The sequence below is a fragment of the Pseudomonas sp. URMO17WK12:I6 genome, from assembly GCF_003253625.1.
Lineage (GTDB): Bacteria > Pseudomonadota > Gammaproteobacteria > Pseudomonadales > Pseudomonadaceae > Aquipseudomonas.
This window is the reverse complement of sequence record NZ_QKYZ01000003.1, coordinates 69739-84485: the sequence shown is the minus strand read 5'-3', so window position 1 is coordinate 84485 and position 14747 is coordinate 69739. Positions and strand designations below refer to the sequence as shown.

Here is a 14747-nt window from a genome sequence, read left to right as displayed (position 1 = left end):
GTCCGACAATATGTAGTGAACAAAAATAATCACTACAAAACCGTTGACGCCTCCGATTTGCCCTTGCATGATGCAGACGTCTCCCCGATCGGGAGTGCAGGCAACACGTTTGAGCAAGTTCGTCTGACCGCCGAGCTGTTTTTCCCGGATACACGCTGCCCACAAGGCAGATTGAAGAAGCTGACCTGGCCTGAACGTCCAGTACAAGGGCGAGAAGCGCTGGCGATCAATCCTCATGAAGCTTGTGGCCGACCCTGAAAACGTCGGCAGTGGCCTCCAGGTTTTCGCTGCTTCTCTTCGTTGTGACGCTATTGCGTAGCAGTTATTCAACACGACTACATGCAACAGATGCGCGACCCCGTCGTATTGACGGTCGACCGCTGACGTCCTGGTTTCGGTGCCAGGGATCAACTAACCGATGGGCTACCTGTATTAGCGAATCAACTTTGAAAGATCACCAAATGGTCAAGGGGCTTACAATGAATCTGAACAATCAACCTACTATCGATGAACTGGCTCGTTTGTTCGCTGCGCAAAAAGACAGCCATGACAGCCATATTCTGTGGATCAGCAAATCGGGCCAGGTCCATATCGACTGCCTGTCGCCCCATGCCCACGAAGAAGAGTTCGACAAGAACAACCAGAACCTGCTGGCCCGCATGAAGATGTACCGTCGCGGCCAGGGCTATGTCGGCAAGAAAGCCGCGGCCGACAAGGACTTCATCGGTAATGTGCTGCAAACGCTGACACAGGCGTGGGCCTCGCTGCAGAACCAGAATGAAGTTCGGGTGATTGATCGGTTGTACTGATCTCTCCCAAACACAAGAAGGCCCCGCTCGTTTTATCGAGCGGGGCCTTTTTTATTCGTCACCGTCTGCACCTCTGACTTTGCACCGGGTCAAAAGAACAGGGCTATGGTTAACAGTGCGCTGGACATCGGTTTATCCGCTGGAGGTCTGCGATGAAAACAACCCTGACATTCATGCTACTGGCATTGGCGAGTGCAGCCCATGCGAACAGTCTCCCCGGCATTCCCGCCTTCGATGTGGACTGTCCCGGGAAAATCATGGTCCACGCCGACCAGGATGGTCCGGTGATGATCAACAGCAAAGAAGCCCAGACCAAAATGATCAATGATCGCCTTTTCGAGGCCAAGGGGCCGGATGTGACGATCTCGATCAGCATCGCGGATGACGACACGGTAGCCGTGACCTATACCAGCAAGAAAGGCGGCAATGGCATCTGCCAGTCGGTGGATGATTGATTCACACGCTGGTGCTGCCGGCCATCACCAGGTTCGCGAACGCCACAGACGCGGCACTGTGATAGTTGTTCTTCCTGCGCAGCAATGCCGCGTCGCGCCGGGGTGCCTCGCCCTGTAATTCAATTCGGCGCAATGCCCGTTCCGCCGTGGCGATGGGCTCCGGGAGGATGGTGGCCATCGGCGTGTAGCGAATGACCTCCAGCAACGTACTCACCGAATTCACCTCGATCGCCACCTTGGCCGTGATGTTCTGCTGCCGAAAATACTCGTCGACTGAGGATCGGGTGATGAAGTCCGGCGTCAGCAACGCGAATTCCAATTGCGCCATCTCCTTGGGCGATAGCGGGATCTGCCGTTCGTACAACGGATGACGGTGCCCGACCACCACACCCAGAGTCTCGACAAACGCCGGCACGCACTCGATATCCGGGCTCCTCACCGGGGTGAAGGCAATGGCAATGTCTAGCGAGTCATCAAGCAACCCCGTCTCGATGTCATCCATCGACAACTCGAAAATCTGCAGATGGATGTTCGGAAACTTCGCCGCGTAATCGCGCACCAGCGGCCCCACCAGATACGCCATGAACGTTGGCGTCATGGCCAGTCGCAAGGTGCCGCGAGACAAGTCCTTCACATCATGCAGCGCGCGTTTGCCCGCTTCCAGTTCCACCAGCACCCGCCGGGCGCATTCGATATAGGCCTGCCCCGCGTCGGTCGCTCTGACCGTGCGCGAGGTGCGGTCGAACAGGCTGACACCCAGGGTTTCCTCCAGTTGCCGGATCTGCTGGGACAGTGTCGGTTGGGAGACGTGCAATGCCTCCGCGGCGCGGGTGAAGCCGCCGTGGTCGGCGACCGCCAGCAGGTAGCGCAAATGTCGGAGCAGCATGGGGCTCATCATCTATAGGCAGGACTTATGCAAAGCATTATATATCGATCTTGGACGCTATGGATCAATCAACCGAAGATGGCTCCACTTTCCAGCCACAACCGATAGGAGTCACACCATGCAACAGTCCCACGCTTACCAGGACACTAGTCTGGCCCTGACCACTTCGATCCTCGATGCCAAGGCGCGCAAGAATCTGTCCTGGCAGGATCTGACTGACGGCACCGGCCTGGGTCTGGCCTACGTCACCGCCGCCCTGCTCGGTCAGCATCCACTGCCGGAAGCCGCCGCCAGAGTAATCGGCGAAAAACTCGAGCTGGACGCCGACTCCGTGGCCCGCCTGCAAATCATCCCGCTGCGCGGCAGCCTGTCGGGTGTTCCGACCGACCCGACCATCTACCGTTTCTACGAAATGATCCAGATCTACGGCACCACGCTCAAAGCCCTGGTTCACGAGCAGTTCGGCGACGGCATCATCAGCGCGATCAACTTCAAGCTGGACCTGAAAAAGGTCGAAGACCCGGAAGGCGGCTCCCGCGCCGTGATTACCCTGGACGGCAAGTTCCTGCCGCTGCGTCCGTTCTAAGTAACTGGCCACCTTTAGCAAGCGATACCCCGTAGCAGCTGCCGAGCCTGCGAGGCTGCTACGCCCCCTCATTCATTGCAAGGAAGTCCGCCATGAAAGCGCTCATCGAAGGTTTATTGAAGTTTCAGAAAGAAGCGTTTGCGCAACGTACCGACCTGTTTAAACACCTGGCCACCACCCAGCATCCCGGCACCTTGTTCATCACCTGTTCCGACAGCCGCGTGATACCGGAACTGCTGACCCAGCAAGAGCCCGGCGAACTGTTCGTGGTGCGCAACGCCGGCAATATCGTGCCCTCTTACAGCCCGCATCCGGGCGGCGTGTCGGCCACGGTGGAATATGCGGTCGCGGTATTGGGCGTGACGGACATCGTGATCTGCGGGCATTCGGACTGTGGCGCCATGACCGCCATTGCCCAGTGCAAATGCATGGATCACCTGCCCGCCGTCAGCGGCTGGTTGCAGCACGCCGAGTCGGCCAAGGTGATCAACGAAGCCCGCCCTCATGCCAGCGACGCGGCCAAGGTCAGTTCGATGGTGCGGGAAAACGTCATCGCCCAACTGGCGAATATCCAGACCCACCCGAGCGTGCGCCTGGCCCTGGAAAAAGGCCTGTTGAACCTGCATGGCTGGGTCTATGACATCGAAACCGGCTCGGTCGATGCCCTGGATGCCGGCAGTCACAGCTTCGTGTCGCTGGCCGAACACCCCGGCACTTGCGCCGTGCACGGCAAAACGGTCGAAGCCGCCTGAAGGTGTCGACCGCACAAGCTGCACCAGGCTTGGCGCAGCGTTACAAAGTGGACAGGCGCGCTACTGCGCCCGTCCTCGTTTCCCGGCCGGGAATGTGACACTCACACGGTCGCCCTGGTTATTTGTCGTCCGTCTTGGCTGACGATTGTGGCCGACGTTCAGGTGTGTCTTCAGCGTTGGGCGCTTCTGGAAAACTGCCTGGGGTGAACACATGAGTGAGCAATTCGCTGGCATCGATGTTGACGACACCAGGAACCGAACGGGCCAGAGCAACAGCGTGCTCACACTGTCTATGGGTATTGACGCGACCGCTCAATGCCACCGCACCCGCATGGGTTTTGACATGGACATTCAGGCCAAGAGTGGTATCGGCCAATGCCAGGGCCGACTTTACCCGGGTGGTAATCCACGTGTCGTGAACGACCGTTTCCAGACCATGGGAGTAATGTTGGAAGTCATGAAGTTTCATGGCGCAATCCTCTCACACGTAATCAGATGCGCTGTCCGTCCCCGCGCAGGCACGGACACACAATAAGTATAGTGTGTGCCGTTGCCTGCAGCCGGCGGCTCCTGATGAGCGACGAAAATCCGTGGGAGCGTGGCTTAACTTATCGCTGTCAGCGTTTGACCGACAGATCCACCTGGGTCATGCGGCTGCGGATCGTGAACACGCCATCACCCGAGAGAATCGCGCTGCGCGCAAACAGGCGACCGCTCTCCCAGTTCGAAAGCCCCAGTTCCGGCTTGTTCAGCGCGTACTGTCCGTCGACCCAGCGGGTGATCCCGTTGCCGACAAAAGGCGCGTTGACCGCGTTGTAGAAACGCGCCTGCGCCTGGGCATCCTCACTGATCAGCGACACGGTGAATTGCGGGCTGTAGCGGTTGAACAAGGCTATGGCCTGATCCAGATCGTCGACGATCTTCAGGCTGACTTCCGGGGTTTCTTCCCATTCCCACTCGCGGCCCAATTGGTCCTCGGGCAGCGGTTCGGCCTGTGCTTCGGTCTGATAGCCTTCGGCGCGGTACACCTCGACGCTCGCGGTGCGCCAATCGCTCGGCAAATGCTGCTCGCTGCCCTCGACGATGTGCAGTTTGCAGCCTTGGCCTCGCGCGGTGCCGGCTTGTTGCAGTGCATCGAGAAACAGCGGCACCAGTTCGGCTGCTCGGTCGCGGTGGATCAGGCAAACGTTCAAGGTGTTGCAGACTTTGCGGTCCAGCGAATTGCGCACCACGGCGGCGAAGCGCTGGGCATCGGCATCTTTATTCGCGATCATCCAGGCGCCACCGGTGCCGTGCAGGCTGACGGCGGTGCCGGCCTGTTGCGCGATGCTGCCCAACTGGCTGACCGCACGCCCCGAACCACGAGCCACGGCCAGCGACAGGCGCCGGTCGGCGAACATTGCCCAGCCGGCGGCGTGATTGACACTTTCGACCAGCGACACTGCACCGCTCGGCAACCCGGCATCGGCCAGTGCCGGATTCAATGCATGGGTGACGATGGCCTGGGCGGTGCCCAACGCGTCGCTGCCAATGCGCAGCACCGCGGTGTTACCAGTGCGTAGCACACCGGCAGCGTCGGCGAAGACATTGGGCCGGCCTTCGAACACAAAAGCGACGATGCCCAGCGGCGAAACCACCTGCTCGACTTTCCAGCCGTCGTGCTCGACGCAGCTCACGACTTGACCGCGGGTGGCCGGCGCATCGCGCCAGGCCCGCAGGCCGGCGATCATGTCGCGGCGCATGCGCTCATCAGCCAGCAATCGCGTGGTGGAACGCCCGCGTGCCTTGGCCCGCTCGATGTCGGCCAGGTTGGCGGCTGCAATCAAAGCCCAGCATTCCGGGGTTTCCAGGCGTTGCGCGAAGCGATCAAAGAACTCGCTGATGGCGTGATCCGAAACGCTGGACATTGCGGCAAACGCCGCCTCGGCGCGCTCGATGGCGACCGTCGCCGCCTGCTGATCCGCCACCGGGATCAGCAACAACTCGCCGCTGACCTGCTCCACCAGCAGATGGTCGCCGGGCTGAAAGCGCGCCGCCAGTTCGGGGCTGACGACCGTGACACGATTACCGGCAAATGGGATCGGCGTGCCAGCGACTAGACGTTCGAGCGCAAGAGACATGAAGCGGTTTCACCATGCAGGGGGGCGGTCGGAAAATGTATAGGAAAATCCGTGGAGCGTCATTCACCGGGACGCGGTGGCGGTTACTTTTTAGCAAGTCGAAATACGTCCTGCTCCAGTCCATTGCTGCCCTGTTTACGCTTGTCCGAATTCACGTCATAAACCACCAGCAACAATGGCTCTTCTACGCCTTCGGTGCCGATAAAGGTCATCCCTTCGGCATGATCGCAGCCTTTATCTTCTCCTTGCCCGTAAGGAACCTCCAGGACCGACGTCAATTGTTCGCTGAAAACGAAACCTTCATCTGCTGGCCTGGCGCCGTCGCGCCATCGAAATACAGTGACGGGCCCGTCGAGGTCCATCGTCGGTCCAGCCAGGATCAACATATCGTCACCATCGAGGCATAAGTCCCTGACGCCGAGTCCATTCAGCTGGAAAAAATGCTTTCGATACTTTCGCCCACCCGGCCCGATTTTCTTCAGCCTCAGTGTGTGAGCAAGCTTGGGATGGTCTTCGGGTTCGACCTCCAGAATGATTGCCCATCCCCGCAGCACAGGCCCTCGCAACCCGATAAAAACACGCTTGCCATTGACCTCGAGGCCTTCGGTATCGAACCCGTTGTCCTTGCTGGGAATGTGCAGGAATGCCCCGACATGTTCGTCGTCCTTGAGTTCATCGAGCAATTCGTTACCCAGTTGATTGCCGGCCAATTGAGCGGCGACTCGATCATCGCTGGTGGTGCTCTTCACCAAAGTGAACGTCCCGTTTTCTTCGACCAGCGGAATCCGGGCCAGGAGAAAACGATTGCCATCACGGCTGACAATGGCCAGACGTTCGGCGTTTTTCTTCAGGGACTTGGTGCTATCGGGCTTTTTCCGTTTCAGGCTGTGAGAGCCCACGATCCAGAGATACCCTGTGTCGCGGTCGTAGCTCATGCCCTCCAGGTCTGCTTCAACGTCTTCTTTGCCAACGTCCGGCATGACCGGCAGCGTCAACAGGGATGCCAACGGGAACCGCTTCTGCTGATCAAACAGAAATTGGCCCGGGCTGGCGCGCTCGCGCCGGGTGAAACGTTCAAGGCTCAATGATTCATCATTGGCGACCCACAGGGTATTACCGACCTGCACCACGGCAGACAACCCGTCGCGCAAATGAGCGTCCGTCTCATTGAAGACGAGAAGCGCGGAACCGAACTTCATCATGGATTCACCCGCGCCTCCACCCGATCGGGTGAGCAGTCAAAAGATCTACTTCACGTTAGCGACCACCCGGTGCAAGTCAAGGAGCGCCATCAGAACACCGACCAGCCAATCCGCTGACTCAACAACTCCAGCGCCGCCATGCCCGCGAGCGAGTTACCGGCGGCGTTCAATTCCGGGGACCAGACGCACACCGTGAATTGCCCCGGCACCACCGCGACGATGCCCCCGCCCACGCCGCTCTTGCCCGGCAGACCGACGCGATAGGCAAAGTTGCCCGCTTCGTCGTACAGCCCGCTGGTGGCCATGATCGAGTTGACTTGTTGGGTCTGGCGGGCGCTGAGGATCTGTGCGCCGCTGTGTTTGCAGAAGCCGTCGTTGGCCAGGAAGCAGAACGCCCGGGCCAGGTCCACGCAACTCATGCGCAGCGCGCAATGGCTGAAGTAGCTGCGCAGCACCGCCTCGACATCGTTATGGAAGTTGCCGAACGACTGCATCAGATACGCCATGGCCGCGTTACGCGCGCGGTGCTGGTATTCGGATTCGGCGACCTTGCCGTCCACCATGATGTTCGGGTTGCCGGACAAGCGCCGGACGAAATCGCGCATCGACAGCGCTGGAGCGGCAAAGCGCGATTGATTGATGTCGCAGATCACCAGCGCACCGGCATTGATGAAGGGATTGCGCGGGCGCCCGCGCTCGAATTCCAGCTGCACCAGCGAGTTGAACGGCTGGCCCGACGGCTCGTGGCCCAGGCGTTCCCATATCGCTTCGCCGGAGTGTTCGATGGCCTGCACCAGGCTGAACACCTTGGAAATACTCTGCACCGAGAACGGCGTGTCGGCGTCCCCCGCGCAAAACAACTCGCCGTCATTGCCATACACGGCAATGCCCAATTGATTGCCCGGTACCTCGCCGAGGGCGGGAATGTAGTCAGCCACTTTGCCCTGACCGATCAACGGTCGGACTGCGTCAAGGATCTCGTTCAACAGCGCTTGCATGCCGGGTTCCGAAGTCTCGCCCCATGGGATTGCGGGGACACTGTCGCTAGACGCCGCTGGACGGCGCTGAATCACAGTTTTGTACGCGAATGTATCTGTCGCGGCCCGGGATACACCAACTTGCACCGGGCGGTCTTTCAGACATATCGCCAATACAGCTGATTGCAACACTTCTGTCGTCCGCTGACCACCGGTAAACCGGGTCGGCCCTTGCTCAGGAGTGTTGTCATGATGACCCAAGTCCCCCGTTACCATGGTTGGTCGCTGTTTGGCCTGCTGGCCATGCTGGTGCTGCTGATGACCGGCCTGATTCTGCTGCTCAACCCCGATCTGGTAGAAGCCACCCGCAGCGCCATTCGCGCCACCGCACGCACTTCGTTTGCGCTGTTTCTCGCCGCGTTCACTGCATCGGCCCTGGCGGTGCTGGTGCCCTCGCCTTTCAGCCACTCGCTGGTGCGTGAACGACGCTTCATCGGCCTGGCCTTCGCGTTTTCCCATCTGGTCCACGCCATCCTGATCTACAGCTACGGCCAACTGAACCCCGAGTTCTGGCCCGGCCGCACCACGGTCGGCAATATTCCGGGTTCGGTCGGTTACCTGTTCATTCTGTTGATGACATTGACCTCATTCAAAACCACGGCGCGCCTGATCGGCCCCAAAGCCTGGAAAACCCTGCACACCTGCGGCATGTGGGTGATCGCGGCGGTGTTCACCTATTCCAACTTCAAACGCATCCCACTGAGCGCCTGGTACGTTCTGCCGTTCGGCCTGATGTTTTCAGCGATTGTCATTCGGCTGCTGGGCACGATTGCGCAGAAGTACAAACGTAGCCTGCCCCGCGCCTATCCCCTGACCAACAACACCCCGTAGCAGCTCTGCGCTCGCTGTAGCAGCTGTCGAGCCTGCGAGGCTGCGTTCGGCTGCGCAGCAGTCGTGAATTCGACTAACGCGGTCAGCCTGACGCACCGCAACGTCAGGCTGTACGACTGCTTCGCAGCCGAACGCAGCCTCGCGCTGCTCGGCAGCTGCTACAGCGGCTACGGGTGATTGCCTGCCAACGATCAAACTCACGGAGATCAAACCCATGAACACTTCCCTTTCATCAGCCGTCAAAGGCCTGCACCTGAACCTCGACCGCGTCGGCAACTGGATCGCGCCCCTTACCCTGCGGCTGTTTCTGGCCTGGGAGTTTTTCGAGTCTGGCCTGGAAAAATGGAACGGCCAGAACTGGTTCGCGGACATCCAGGACCGCTTCCCGTTTCCCTTCAACCACGTTCCCGCCACGCTGAACTGGGAACTGGCGATGTGGGCCGAGCTGATCTGCGCCCTCACCCTGCTGGCAGGCCTCGGGACACGGCTCTCGGCGATTATTCTCGTGGTGGTCACGGTCGTCGCGACCGCTGCCGTCCACTGGCCGGCTGATTGGTCTACATTGAGTGAACTTGCCCAGGGTTATGCCATCAGCAACAAGGGCCACGGCAACTTCAAGCTGCCGTTGATCTACCTCGTAGCCCTCATGCCGTTGTTGTTCTCGGGGGCCGGCAAACTCAGCATGGACGCGTTGTTGGCTCGACTCTTCTGGCGGCGCAGTCACCGCTGAGGCGCCAGCGTCTCGATACCCCATCCAACTTATGCAAAGGAGCCATCATGAGCGTAACCAGCCAATGGATCGAAATCAGCAGCCCCGAAGGCACCTTCGGCGCTTACCTGGCCATCCCTCACACCCGTAAAGGGCCGGGGATCGTGCTGATTCAGGAAATCTTCGGGGTCAACGAGCACATCCGCTCGGTCGCCGAGCAATACGCCGCCGATGGCTATCTGGTCATAGCGCCGGATCTGTTCTGGCGCCACGGCCACCGTATCGAACTGGGCTACGACGAAGCCGGCTGGAAACGCGCCGTCGAATTGATGAACGCCACCGACCGCTATAAAGCCCAGGCTGACATCAAACTGGCCATCGATACCCTGAAGACGCATACCGGGCTCGACGGCAGGATCGCCTCCATCGGTTACTGCTTCGGCGGCATGCTGTCGTACAACACCGCAGCCAACGGTTTCGTCGACGTGGCGATCGCCTATTACGGCGGCGGCATTCAGAACCAACTGGATCGGGCCGGTGAAATCAAGGTGCCGCTGCTGATGCACTTCGGCGAACAGGACAGCCACATCCCCATCGACGCCGTGAAGCAAATCGCCGAGCGTTTCGAGTTCAACGACGATGTCGATATCGAGGTGTATCCGGGGGCCGAACATGGTTTCAACTGCTCGCACCGTGACAGCTACAACCAACGGGCGGCGGCCGAGGCGCATGGCAATACGTTGATCTTTTTAAGTCAGAACCTTTGATAGCCGAGGTTGGCGCTATCAATACTCGATGAGTATTCAGCCCGGAAACCAGCATGGACAACCTAGCAAAACCCAGACCAGCCTCACTGCGTATCCCCTCCACGGTCTGGGCCCTGGGTTTTGTCAGCCTGTTCATGGACCTTTCGTCAGAGCTGGTGCACAGCCTGTTGCCGGTATTTCTGGTCACTACTTTAGGCGCTAGCGCACTGACCGTCGGGGTGATCGAAGGCATTGCCGAGGCGACGGCGATGGTGGTCAAGATATTCTCCGGCGCCATCAGCGACTTTATCGGCCGGCGTAAAGGCCTGCTGTTGATGGGCTACGGTCTGGCGGCGTTGTCGAAGCCGCTGTTTCCCCTCGCGCACTCGGTTGATGTGGTATTTACCGCGCGCTTTCTGGACCGCATCGGCAAAGGCATTCGTGGCGCGCCGCGCGATGCGCTGGTCGCCGATGTCGCCCCCGCCGAAATCCGTGGTGCCTGCTTCGGCTTACGCCAGTCGATGGACACCGTGGGGGCGATTCTGGGTCCGGTTCTGGCGATCGTGCTGATGCTCTGGCTCGGGCAGATCCATCTGGTGTTGTGGTTTGCGGTGATCCCGGCGGTGATATCGGTGGCGCTGATTGTCGGTGGAGTCAAAGAACCAACCGATGTCGCCGGGAAACACACCTTTCGCTCGCCTATCCACTGGAAGGTTCTGCGGGAGTTTTCCCGGGGTTACTGGTGGGTAGTGATCGTCGGCGGGCTCTTCACGCTGGCCCGTTTCAGCGAGGCCTTTCTGGTCTTGAAAGCGCAGCAGACAGGCCTGACGGCCACTTGGGTGCCAATGGTGATGGTGGTCATGTCGCTGCTGTATGCGGTGTCGGCCTACCCTGCCGGCTGGTTGTCCGACCGGATCAGCCGCACCAAGTTGCTGTGTGTCGGCATGGGGCTGCTGATCCTGGCGGACCTGCTGCTGGCGCAAGCGGATTCAATCATGACAATGCTGGCGGGCGTAGCCTTGTGGGGTCTGCATATGGGGTTCAGCCAGGGCATTCTCGCGACGCTGATCGCCGACACCGCACCCGAACATCTCAGGGGCACGGCCTTCGGCCTGTTCAATCTGATCAGCGGCATGTGCCTGTTGATCGCCAGCGTACTGGCTGGCGCGCTATGGGAAACCTCGGGCTCCGCCAGCACTTTCATCGCAGGGGCGGTGCTGGCGGCTGCGGCGCTGGCGTTGCTCCTGTTGCGCAAGTCCTAGTCCTCGATCGCGGTGAACCCGCGTTGCAAATCCTCGATCAACGCGTCGACATCTTCCAGGCCAATGTGCAACCGCAGCACCGGATTCAATGCGCGATCTGCCGCACTGTTGCGATCCTGGGTGTCGGCGACGGTGACCAGGCTTTCATAGCCGCCCCAGGACGCGCCCAGACCAAACACCTGCAACGCATCGATGAAGCGCTCTACATACGTAGCGTCGGCATCACGCAGTTCGAAGGACAGTAAGCCGTTACTGCCCGTGAAGTCCCGCCGCCACAGGGCATGATGGGGATGATCGGCCAGCGCCGGATGGAACACCCGTTTCACCTGCGGTTGCGCTTGTAGCCAATGAGCGATTTCCAGGGCCTGGCGTTCGTGCACCTCCAGGCGTGGCGCCAGGGTTCGGGCGCCGCGCAGCACCAGCCAGGCGTCGTCAGGGCTGACGGCGCTGCCAAAGGTGTCGCTCATGGACGCCAGCGGCTGCCAGACTTCTTGCCGGGTACAGACGCTGCCCATGACCACATCGCTGTGGCCGCACAGGTACTTGGTCAACGCCATGATCGAGATGTCCGCGCCCAGCGTCAGCGGCCGGTACAGGTAGCCCGAACCCCACGTGTTATCGACGGCCAGCAGGATGCCCCGTGGTTTGCACAGTGCGGCGATGGCCGGCAGGTCGCTGAGTTCATACAGCAGCGAGCCGGGCACTTCGGTGTAGACCATTTTTGTATTGGCTTGCAGTTGCCCTTGCAGGCCGCTGCCGTCAGGCGCGAAGTAGCCGACCTGGATGCCGAACGGCCCAAGCAGCTCCCGAGCCAGACGCCGCACGGGCGCATACACCGCGTCGGTGATCAGCACATGATCGCCGGGCCGCAGGTAGGCCAGGAACGTCTGCGCCACTGCCGCCAGCCCGGTGCCAAACAAGCGGGTGCGATAACCGCCTTCCAGCTCCGTCACCAGGTCTTCCAAGGCAAAAGCGGTCGGATTGCCCCGAGCGCCATAGCTCAGCACCCGCTCCCGGTCACGGCGAGCACGGGCATCGCGCATCTGCGCCAGGTTGTCGAACAGCACCGTGCTCAAACGAGTGACGGGCACGTTGACACCTCGACTGCCACTGCCCTTTTCGGTACGCGCCGCCTGCACTAGACGGGTACGCACCCGCGCATCACGAGTCGCTTGAGACGGCGCGCGCAGCGGTTTCAGGCTGGCGATTTCGTCTGCGCTCATTTGCGCCAACAGGCCGATTTCCCAGGCCAGGTACTGACGCGCCGCGTCCTTGTTGCCGGCGTGGCGATCATGGGTAAAGAACAGAAAATCGATGCACTGCTGATCGGGCGGCGTATTGGCATCTTCTTGCAACGCAAAACCCGCCTCGCGCCAGGCGTCAACGCCGCCGCTCAACAGCCGGGTTTGCGCACGTTGAACATCGGGCAATTCCAGCGCCGCGAACGCTGCCAGCTGCGGGTCATCGGCCAGCAACACCAGGGGTCGCTGTTCACCGGCCACTTCACTTGCCAGCAACGAACGAATCGACCAGCGTGAGCCGGCGATATGACCTTTGCGGAAGGTCATGCTCGGGCGCAGGTCAATCAATGCCAGCGCGCCATCCTTCAACGCATCGGCCAGGGCCTGCGCGGTGGTCACGGGCAATGTTTCGTGAACGGATACCTCAAGCGCGGGCAATGCCAGACCGCTACTCACCCCACCTTCCAGCACATAAGCTTCATGCCCCAACTGCCGAAGCCAACTGGCAACGATCGGCGCCCGTATGCCATCGCTGTCGATCAGCACCAACCGCGCCTGACGCACGCCGATGTACAGGTCGGTAGACTGAATCAACTGCCCGCCCGGCGTGTGTTGCGCACCGGGCAAACTGCCGGTGACAAACTCCTCGGCGGTGCGCACATCGCACAGAAACAAACTGCGTGCGGCCTCCCCGGCCCACTGCTCGACTTGCGCCGCCGTAACGGTTTCTACCCCGGCCCGTGCGGCCAGTTGTGCCGCGGCGAGGCGTTGTTGCGGCAAGGTCTTCGATGACACCTCATCGGCATAGCGGCGGGTGCTGCCATGTTCCAGCCGGAAATCTTCCAGGTACCAGCCCTGCGTACCGTTTTCCAAGGCGTAGACCGGATTCTTCAATCCCAGATTGATCAGGGTCTGGGCGCCAATAATGCTGCGGGTTCGACCGGCACAATTGACCACGATCGGCGTGCTGTCGTCCGGCACCAGATCCTGTACGCGATAGCCCAGCTCGCCGTTCGGGCAGCAGACAGAACCGGGGATGGTCATCTTGCGGTATTCGTCGAACGGCCGACCGTCCAGCACCACCAGAGGCTCGCCCCGGGCTTGCCATTCAGCCAGCTGCCTGGCGGTGACATGCGGCGTATCACTGGCTTCTTCCACCAACTCGCCAAAGGCTTTGGACGGCACATGCACACCCGCGAACAGTTGCAGGCCTGCCGCCTTCCAGGCATCGGCACCGCCGTCGAGAATATGCACGCGGCTGTACCCCAGCGCCTGCAAACGCCGAGCAGAACGCGCCGCGATGTCCCCGCCGTTCTGGTCATAGATCACCAGCCGCACTTGAGGGTTCGGCGCCAGGCGTCGGACCTCCAGCTCCAGGCGACTATAGGGCAGGTTCACCCCGTGAAACAGGTGGGCTTCGCCATATTGGCCATGCTCACGCACATCAAACAGGGCAATTTCCTGCCCGTCGAACAGCCATTGCTGCAGTTGCCCTGGGGTTACGGTCTGGCTCATGTGTAGGCCTTGATCGACGGCGCCATTTGCGAGGCGTTGTAATTGAGAATGCGCCCGTCGGCCTCGACCCCGTAACGGCCGTTGAGCGATTCCAGCGGCAAACCGTACAGGTGGAAATGCAGGGTCGGCTGCTCGCCTTCGACACGGATGCCATGCAGGTCTTCACCGAGAAACGAGATCGACGTGCCGGGTTGCACGATCACTTCCTTTTCCAGGTGCAACGTGGTGAACCCAGGCTCGCGGCCCTCGTCATCACGGGCGTAGACGTAGTTGATTTCCTGGCCTTCGATGGCGCTGATGATCGCCCAGGTTTCGTGGTTGTGCGGGATCGTACTTTTACCCGGCAGCAATGAGTTGAGGTACAGCGTCGGTGTGTCGCCATCGTCGTTGAGGCGGTAGCGGAACGCGGTGCTGCCCTGTCCCGGCACGGGCGCCGGGAACGCGTCGAAATTGAACAGATCACGGCGCTCGGCCAGGGTTTCGAGCAAGGCGACGATCTCCGTCAACGCGGCGCGGTCGACGCCACGCTGATGGATGACGCGGATTTTCTTGAGGAAATCCTCGATGACGGCGGCACGGTTATCGGTACTCATGAA

General features: G+C 60.5%; 15 protein-coding genes. 8 read left to right on the top strand and 7 right to left on the bottom strand.

What is annotated here, in order from left to right; genetic code table 11:
- Positions 1 to 479: 479 nt before the first annotated feature.
- Complete coding sequence (locus tag F475_RS06400; protein WP_018929754.1) at positions 480 to 809, top strand: hypothetical protein; 330 nt, start codon at positions 480 to 482, stop codon at positions 807 to 809.
- A 152-nt stretch (positions 810 to 961) separates the two neighbouring features.
- Positions 962 to 1264 (top strand): hypothetical protein, encoded by a 303-nt coding sequence (locus tag F475_RS06395; RefSeq protein ID WP_018929755.1) that lies wholly within the window; start codon positions 962 to 964, stop codon positions 1262 to 1264.
- A 1-nt stretch (position 1265) separates the two neighbouring features.
- On the opposite strand, the gene cynR is transcribed toward F475_RS06395, so the two are convergent.
- Entirely contained in the window at positions 1266 to 2150 is an 885-nt protein-coding gene (cynR, locus tag F475_RS06390) for a transcriptional regulator CynR (protein ID WP_111453466.1), read from the bottom strand.
- 118 nt (positions 2151 to 2268) lie between these two features.
- On the opposite strand from cynR, the gene cynS reads away from it, so the two are divergent.
- Together cynS and F475_RS06380 are read left to right on the top strand one after the other, a co-directional pair.
- Complete coding sequence (cynS, locus tag F475_RS06385; RefSeq protein ID WP_018929757.1) at positions 2269 to 2736, top strand: cyanase; 468 nt, start codon at positions 2269 to 2271, stop codon at positions 2734 to 2736.
- A 92-nt stretch (positions 2737 to 2828) separates the two neighbouring features.
- Positions 2829 to 3488, top strand: a complete 660-nt coding sequence (locus F475_RS06380) for a carbonic anhydrase (protein ID WP_111453465.1) — start codon at positions 2829 to 2831, stop codon at positions 3486 to 3488.
- Between the two features lie 118 nt (positions 3489 to 3606).
- Here the strand turns inward: F475_RS06380 and F475_RS06375 are convergent, their stop codons facing one another.
- The 4 genes from F475_RS06375 to glsB all read right to left on the bottom strand — a co-directional run bounded on the left by F475_RS06375 (position 3607) and on the right by glsB (position 7808).
- Positions 3607 to 3957, bottom strand: a complete 351-nt coding sequence (locus F475_RS06375; protein ID WP_081625598.1) for a BON domain-containing protein — start codon at positions 3955 to 3957, stop codon at positions 3607 to 3609.
- A gap of 148 nt (positions 3958 to 4105) precedes the next feature.
- The gene (locus F475_RS06370) at positions 4106 to 5608 is read right to left on the bottom strand and encodes an aldehyde dehydrogenase family protein (RefSeq protein ID WP_111453464.1); all 1503 of its coding nucleotides are present in this window, start codon (positions 5606 to 5608) and stop codon (positions 4106 to 4108) included.
- 83 nt (positions 5609 to 5691) lie between these two features.
- The gene (locus F475_RS06365; RefSeq protein ID WP_111453463.1) at positions 5692 to 6810 is read right to left on the bottom strand and encodes a DUF3616 domain-containing protein; all 1119 of its coding nucleotides are present in this window, start codon (positions 6808 to 6810) and stop codon (positions 5692 to 5694) included.
- A gap of 89 nt (positions 6811 to 6899) precedes the next feature.
- Positions 6900 to 7808, bottom strand: a complete 909-nt coding sequence (glsB, locus tag F475_RS06360; RefSeq protein ID WP_018929762.1) for a glutaminase B — start codon at positions 7806 to 7808, stop codon at positions 6900 to 6902.
- Positions 7809 to 8036: 228 nt separating this feature from the next.
- Here glsB and F475_RS06355 point away from each other — a divergent pair, with 228 nt between their 5' ends.
- From F475_RS06355 to F475_RS06340, 4 genes are all read left to right on the top strand, one after another.
- Positions 8037 to 8678, top strand: a complete 642-nt coding sequence (locus F475_RS06355) for a ferric reductase-like transmembrane domain-containing protein (RefSeq protein WP_111453462.1) — start codon at positions 8037 to 8039, stop codon at positions 8676 to 8678.
- 214 nt (positions 8679 to 8892) lie between these two features.
- Positions 8893 to 9408, top strand: coding sequence for a DoxX family protein (locus tag F475_RS06350; RefSeq protein ID WP_018929764.1), 516 nt, complete (start codon positions 8893 to 8895; stop codon positions 9406 to 9408).
- Between the two features lie 47 nt (positions 9409 to 9455).
- Positions 9456 to 10154: a dienelactone hydrolase family protein gene (locus F475_RS06345; RefSeq protein WP_018929765.1), complete on the top strand. Its 699-nt coding sequence runs from the start codon at positions 9456 to 9458 to the stop codon at positions 10152 to 10154.
- A gap of 53 nt (positions 10155 to 10207) precedes the next feature.
- Entirely contained in the window at positions 10208 to 11395 is a 1188-nt protein-coding gene (locus F475_RS06340) for an MFS transporter (RefSeq protein WP_111453461.1), read from the top strand.
- On the opposite strand, the gene metC is transcribed toward F475_RS06340, so the two are convergent.
- Both metC and F475_RS06330 read right to left on the bottom strand, forming a co-directional pair.
- Entirely contained in the window at positions 11392 to 14151 is a 2760-nt protein-coding gene (gene metC, locus F475_RS06335) for a cystathionine beta-lyase (protein WP_111453460.1), read from the bottom strand. The genes F475_RS06340 and metC overlap by 4 nt on opposite strands.
- The gene (locus F475_RS06330; protein ID WP_111453459.1) at positions 14148 to 14744 is read right to left on the bottom strand and encodes a cysteine dioxygenase; all 597 of its coding nucleotides are present in this window, start codon (positions 14742 to 14744) and stop codon (positions 14148 to 14150) included. Before F475_RS06330 ends, metC begins: the two co-directional genes overlap by 4 nt.
- Positions 14745 to 14747 lie beyond the last annotated feature (3 nt).

Excerpts from the sequence above, each read along its gene's own strand:
- F475_RS06400 (WP_018929754.1), top strand. The coding sequence starts at position 480 with ATGAATCTGAACAATCAACCTACTATCGATGAACTGGCTCGTTTGTTC.
- F475_RS06395 (WP_018929755.1), top strand. The coding sequence starts at position 962 with ATGAAAACAACCCTGACATTCATGCTACTGGCATTGGCGAGTGCAGCC.
- cynR (WP_111453466.1), bottom strand. The coding sequence starts at position 2,150 with ATGCTGCTCCGACATTTGCGCTACCTGCTGGCGGTCGCCGACCACGGC.
- cynS (WP_018929757.1), top strand. The coding sequence starts at position 2,269 with ATGCAACAGTCCCACGCTTACCAGGACACTAGTCTGGCCCTGACCACT.
- F475_RS06380 (WP_111453465.1), top strand. The coding sequence starts at position 2,829 with ATGAAAGCGCTCATCGAAGGTTTATTGAAGTTTCAGAAAGAAGCGTTT.
- F475_RS06375 (WP_081625598.1), bottom strand. The coding sequence starts at position 3,957 with ATGAAACTTCATGACTTCCAACATTACTCCCATGGTCTGGAAACGGTC.
- F475_RS06370 (WP_111453464.1), bottom strand. The coding sequence starts at position 5,608 with ATGTCTCTTGCGCTCGAACGTCTAGTCGCTGGCACGCCGATCCCATTT.
- F475_RS06365 (WP_111453463.1), bottom strand. The coding sequence starts at position 6,810 with ATGATGAAGTTCGGTTCCGCGCTTCTCGTCTTCAATGAGACGGACGCT.
- glsB (WP_018929762.1), bottom strand. The coding sequence starts at position 7,808 with ATGCAAGCGCTGTTGAACGAGATCCTTGACGCAGTCCGACCGTTGATC.
- F475_RS06355 (WP_111453462.1), top strand. The coding sequence starts at position 8,037 with ATGATGACCCAAGTCCCCCGTTACCATGGTTGGTCGCTGTTTGGCCTG.
- F475_RS06350 (WP_018929764.1), top strand. The coding sequence starts at position 8,893 with ATGAACACTTCCCTTTCATCAGCCGTCAAAGGCCTGCACCTGAACCTC.
- F475_RS06345 (WP_018929765.1), top strand. The coding sequence starts at position 9,456 with ATGAGCGTAACCAGCCAATGGATCGAAATCAGCAGCCCCGAAGGCACC.
- F475_RS06340 (WP_111453461.1), top strand. The coding sequence starts at position 10,208 with ATGGACAACCTAGCAAAACCCAGACCAGCCTCACTGCGTATCCCCTCC.
- metC (WP_111453460.1), bottom strand. The coding sequence starts at position 14,151 with ATGAGCCAGACCGTAACCCCAGGGCAACTGCAGCAATGGCTGTTCGAC.
- F475_RS06330 (WP_111453459.1), bottom strand. The coding sequence starts at position 14,744 with ATGAGTACCGATAACCGTGCCGCCGTCATCGAGGATTTCCTCAAGAAA.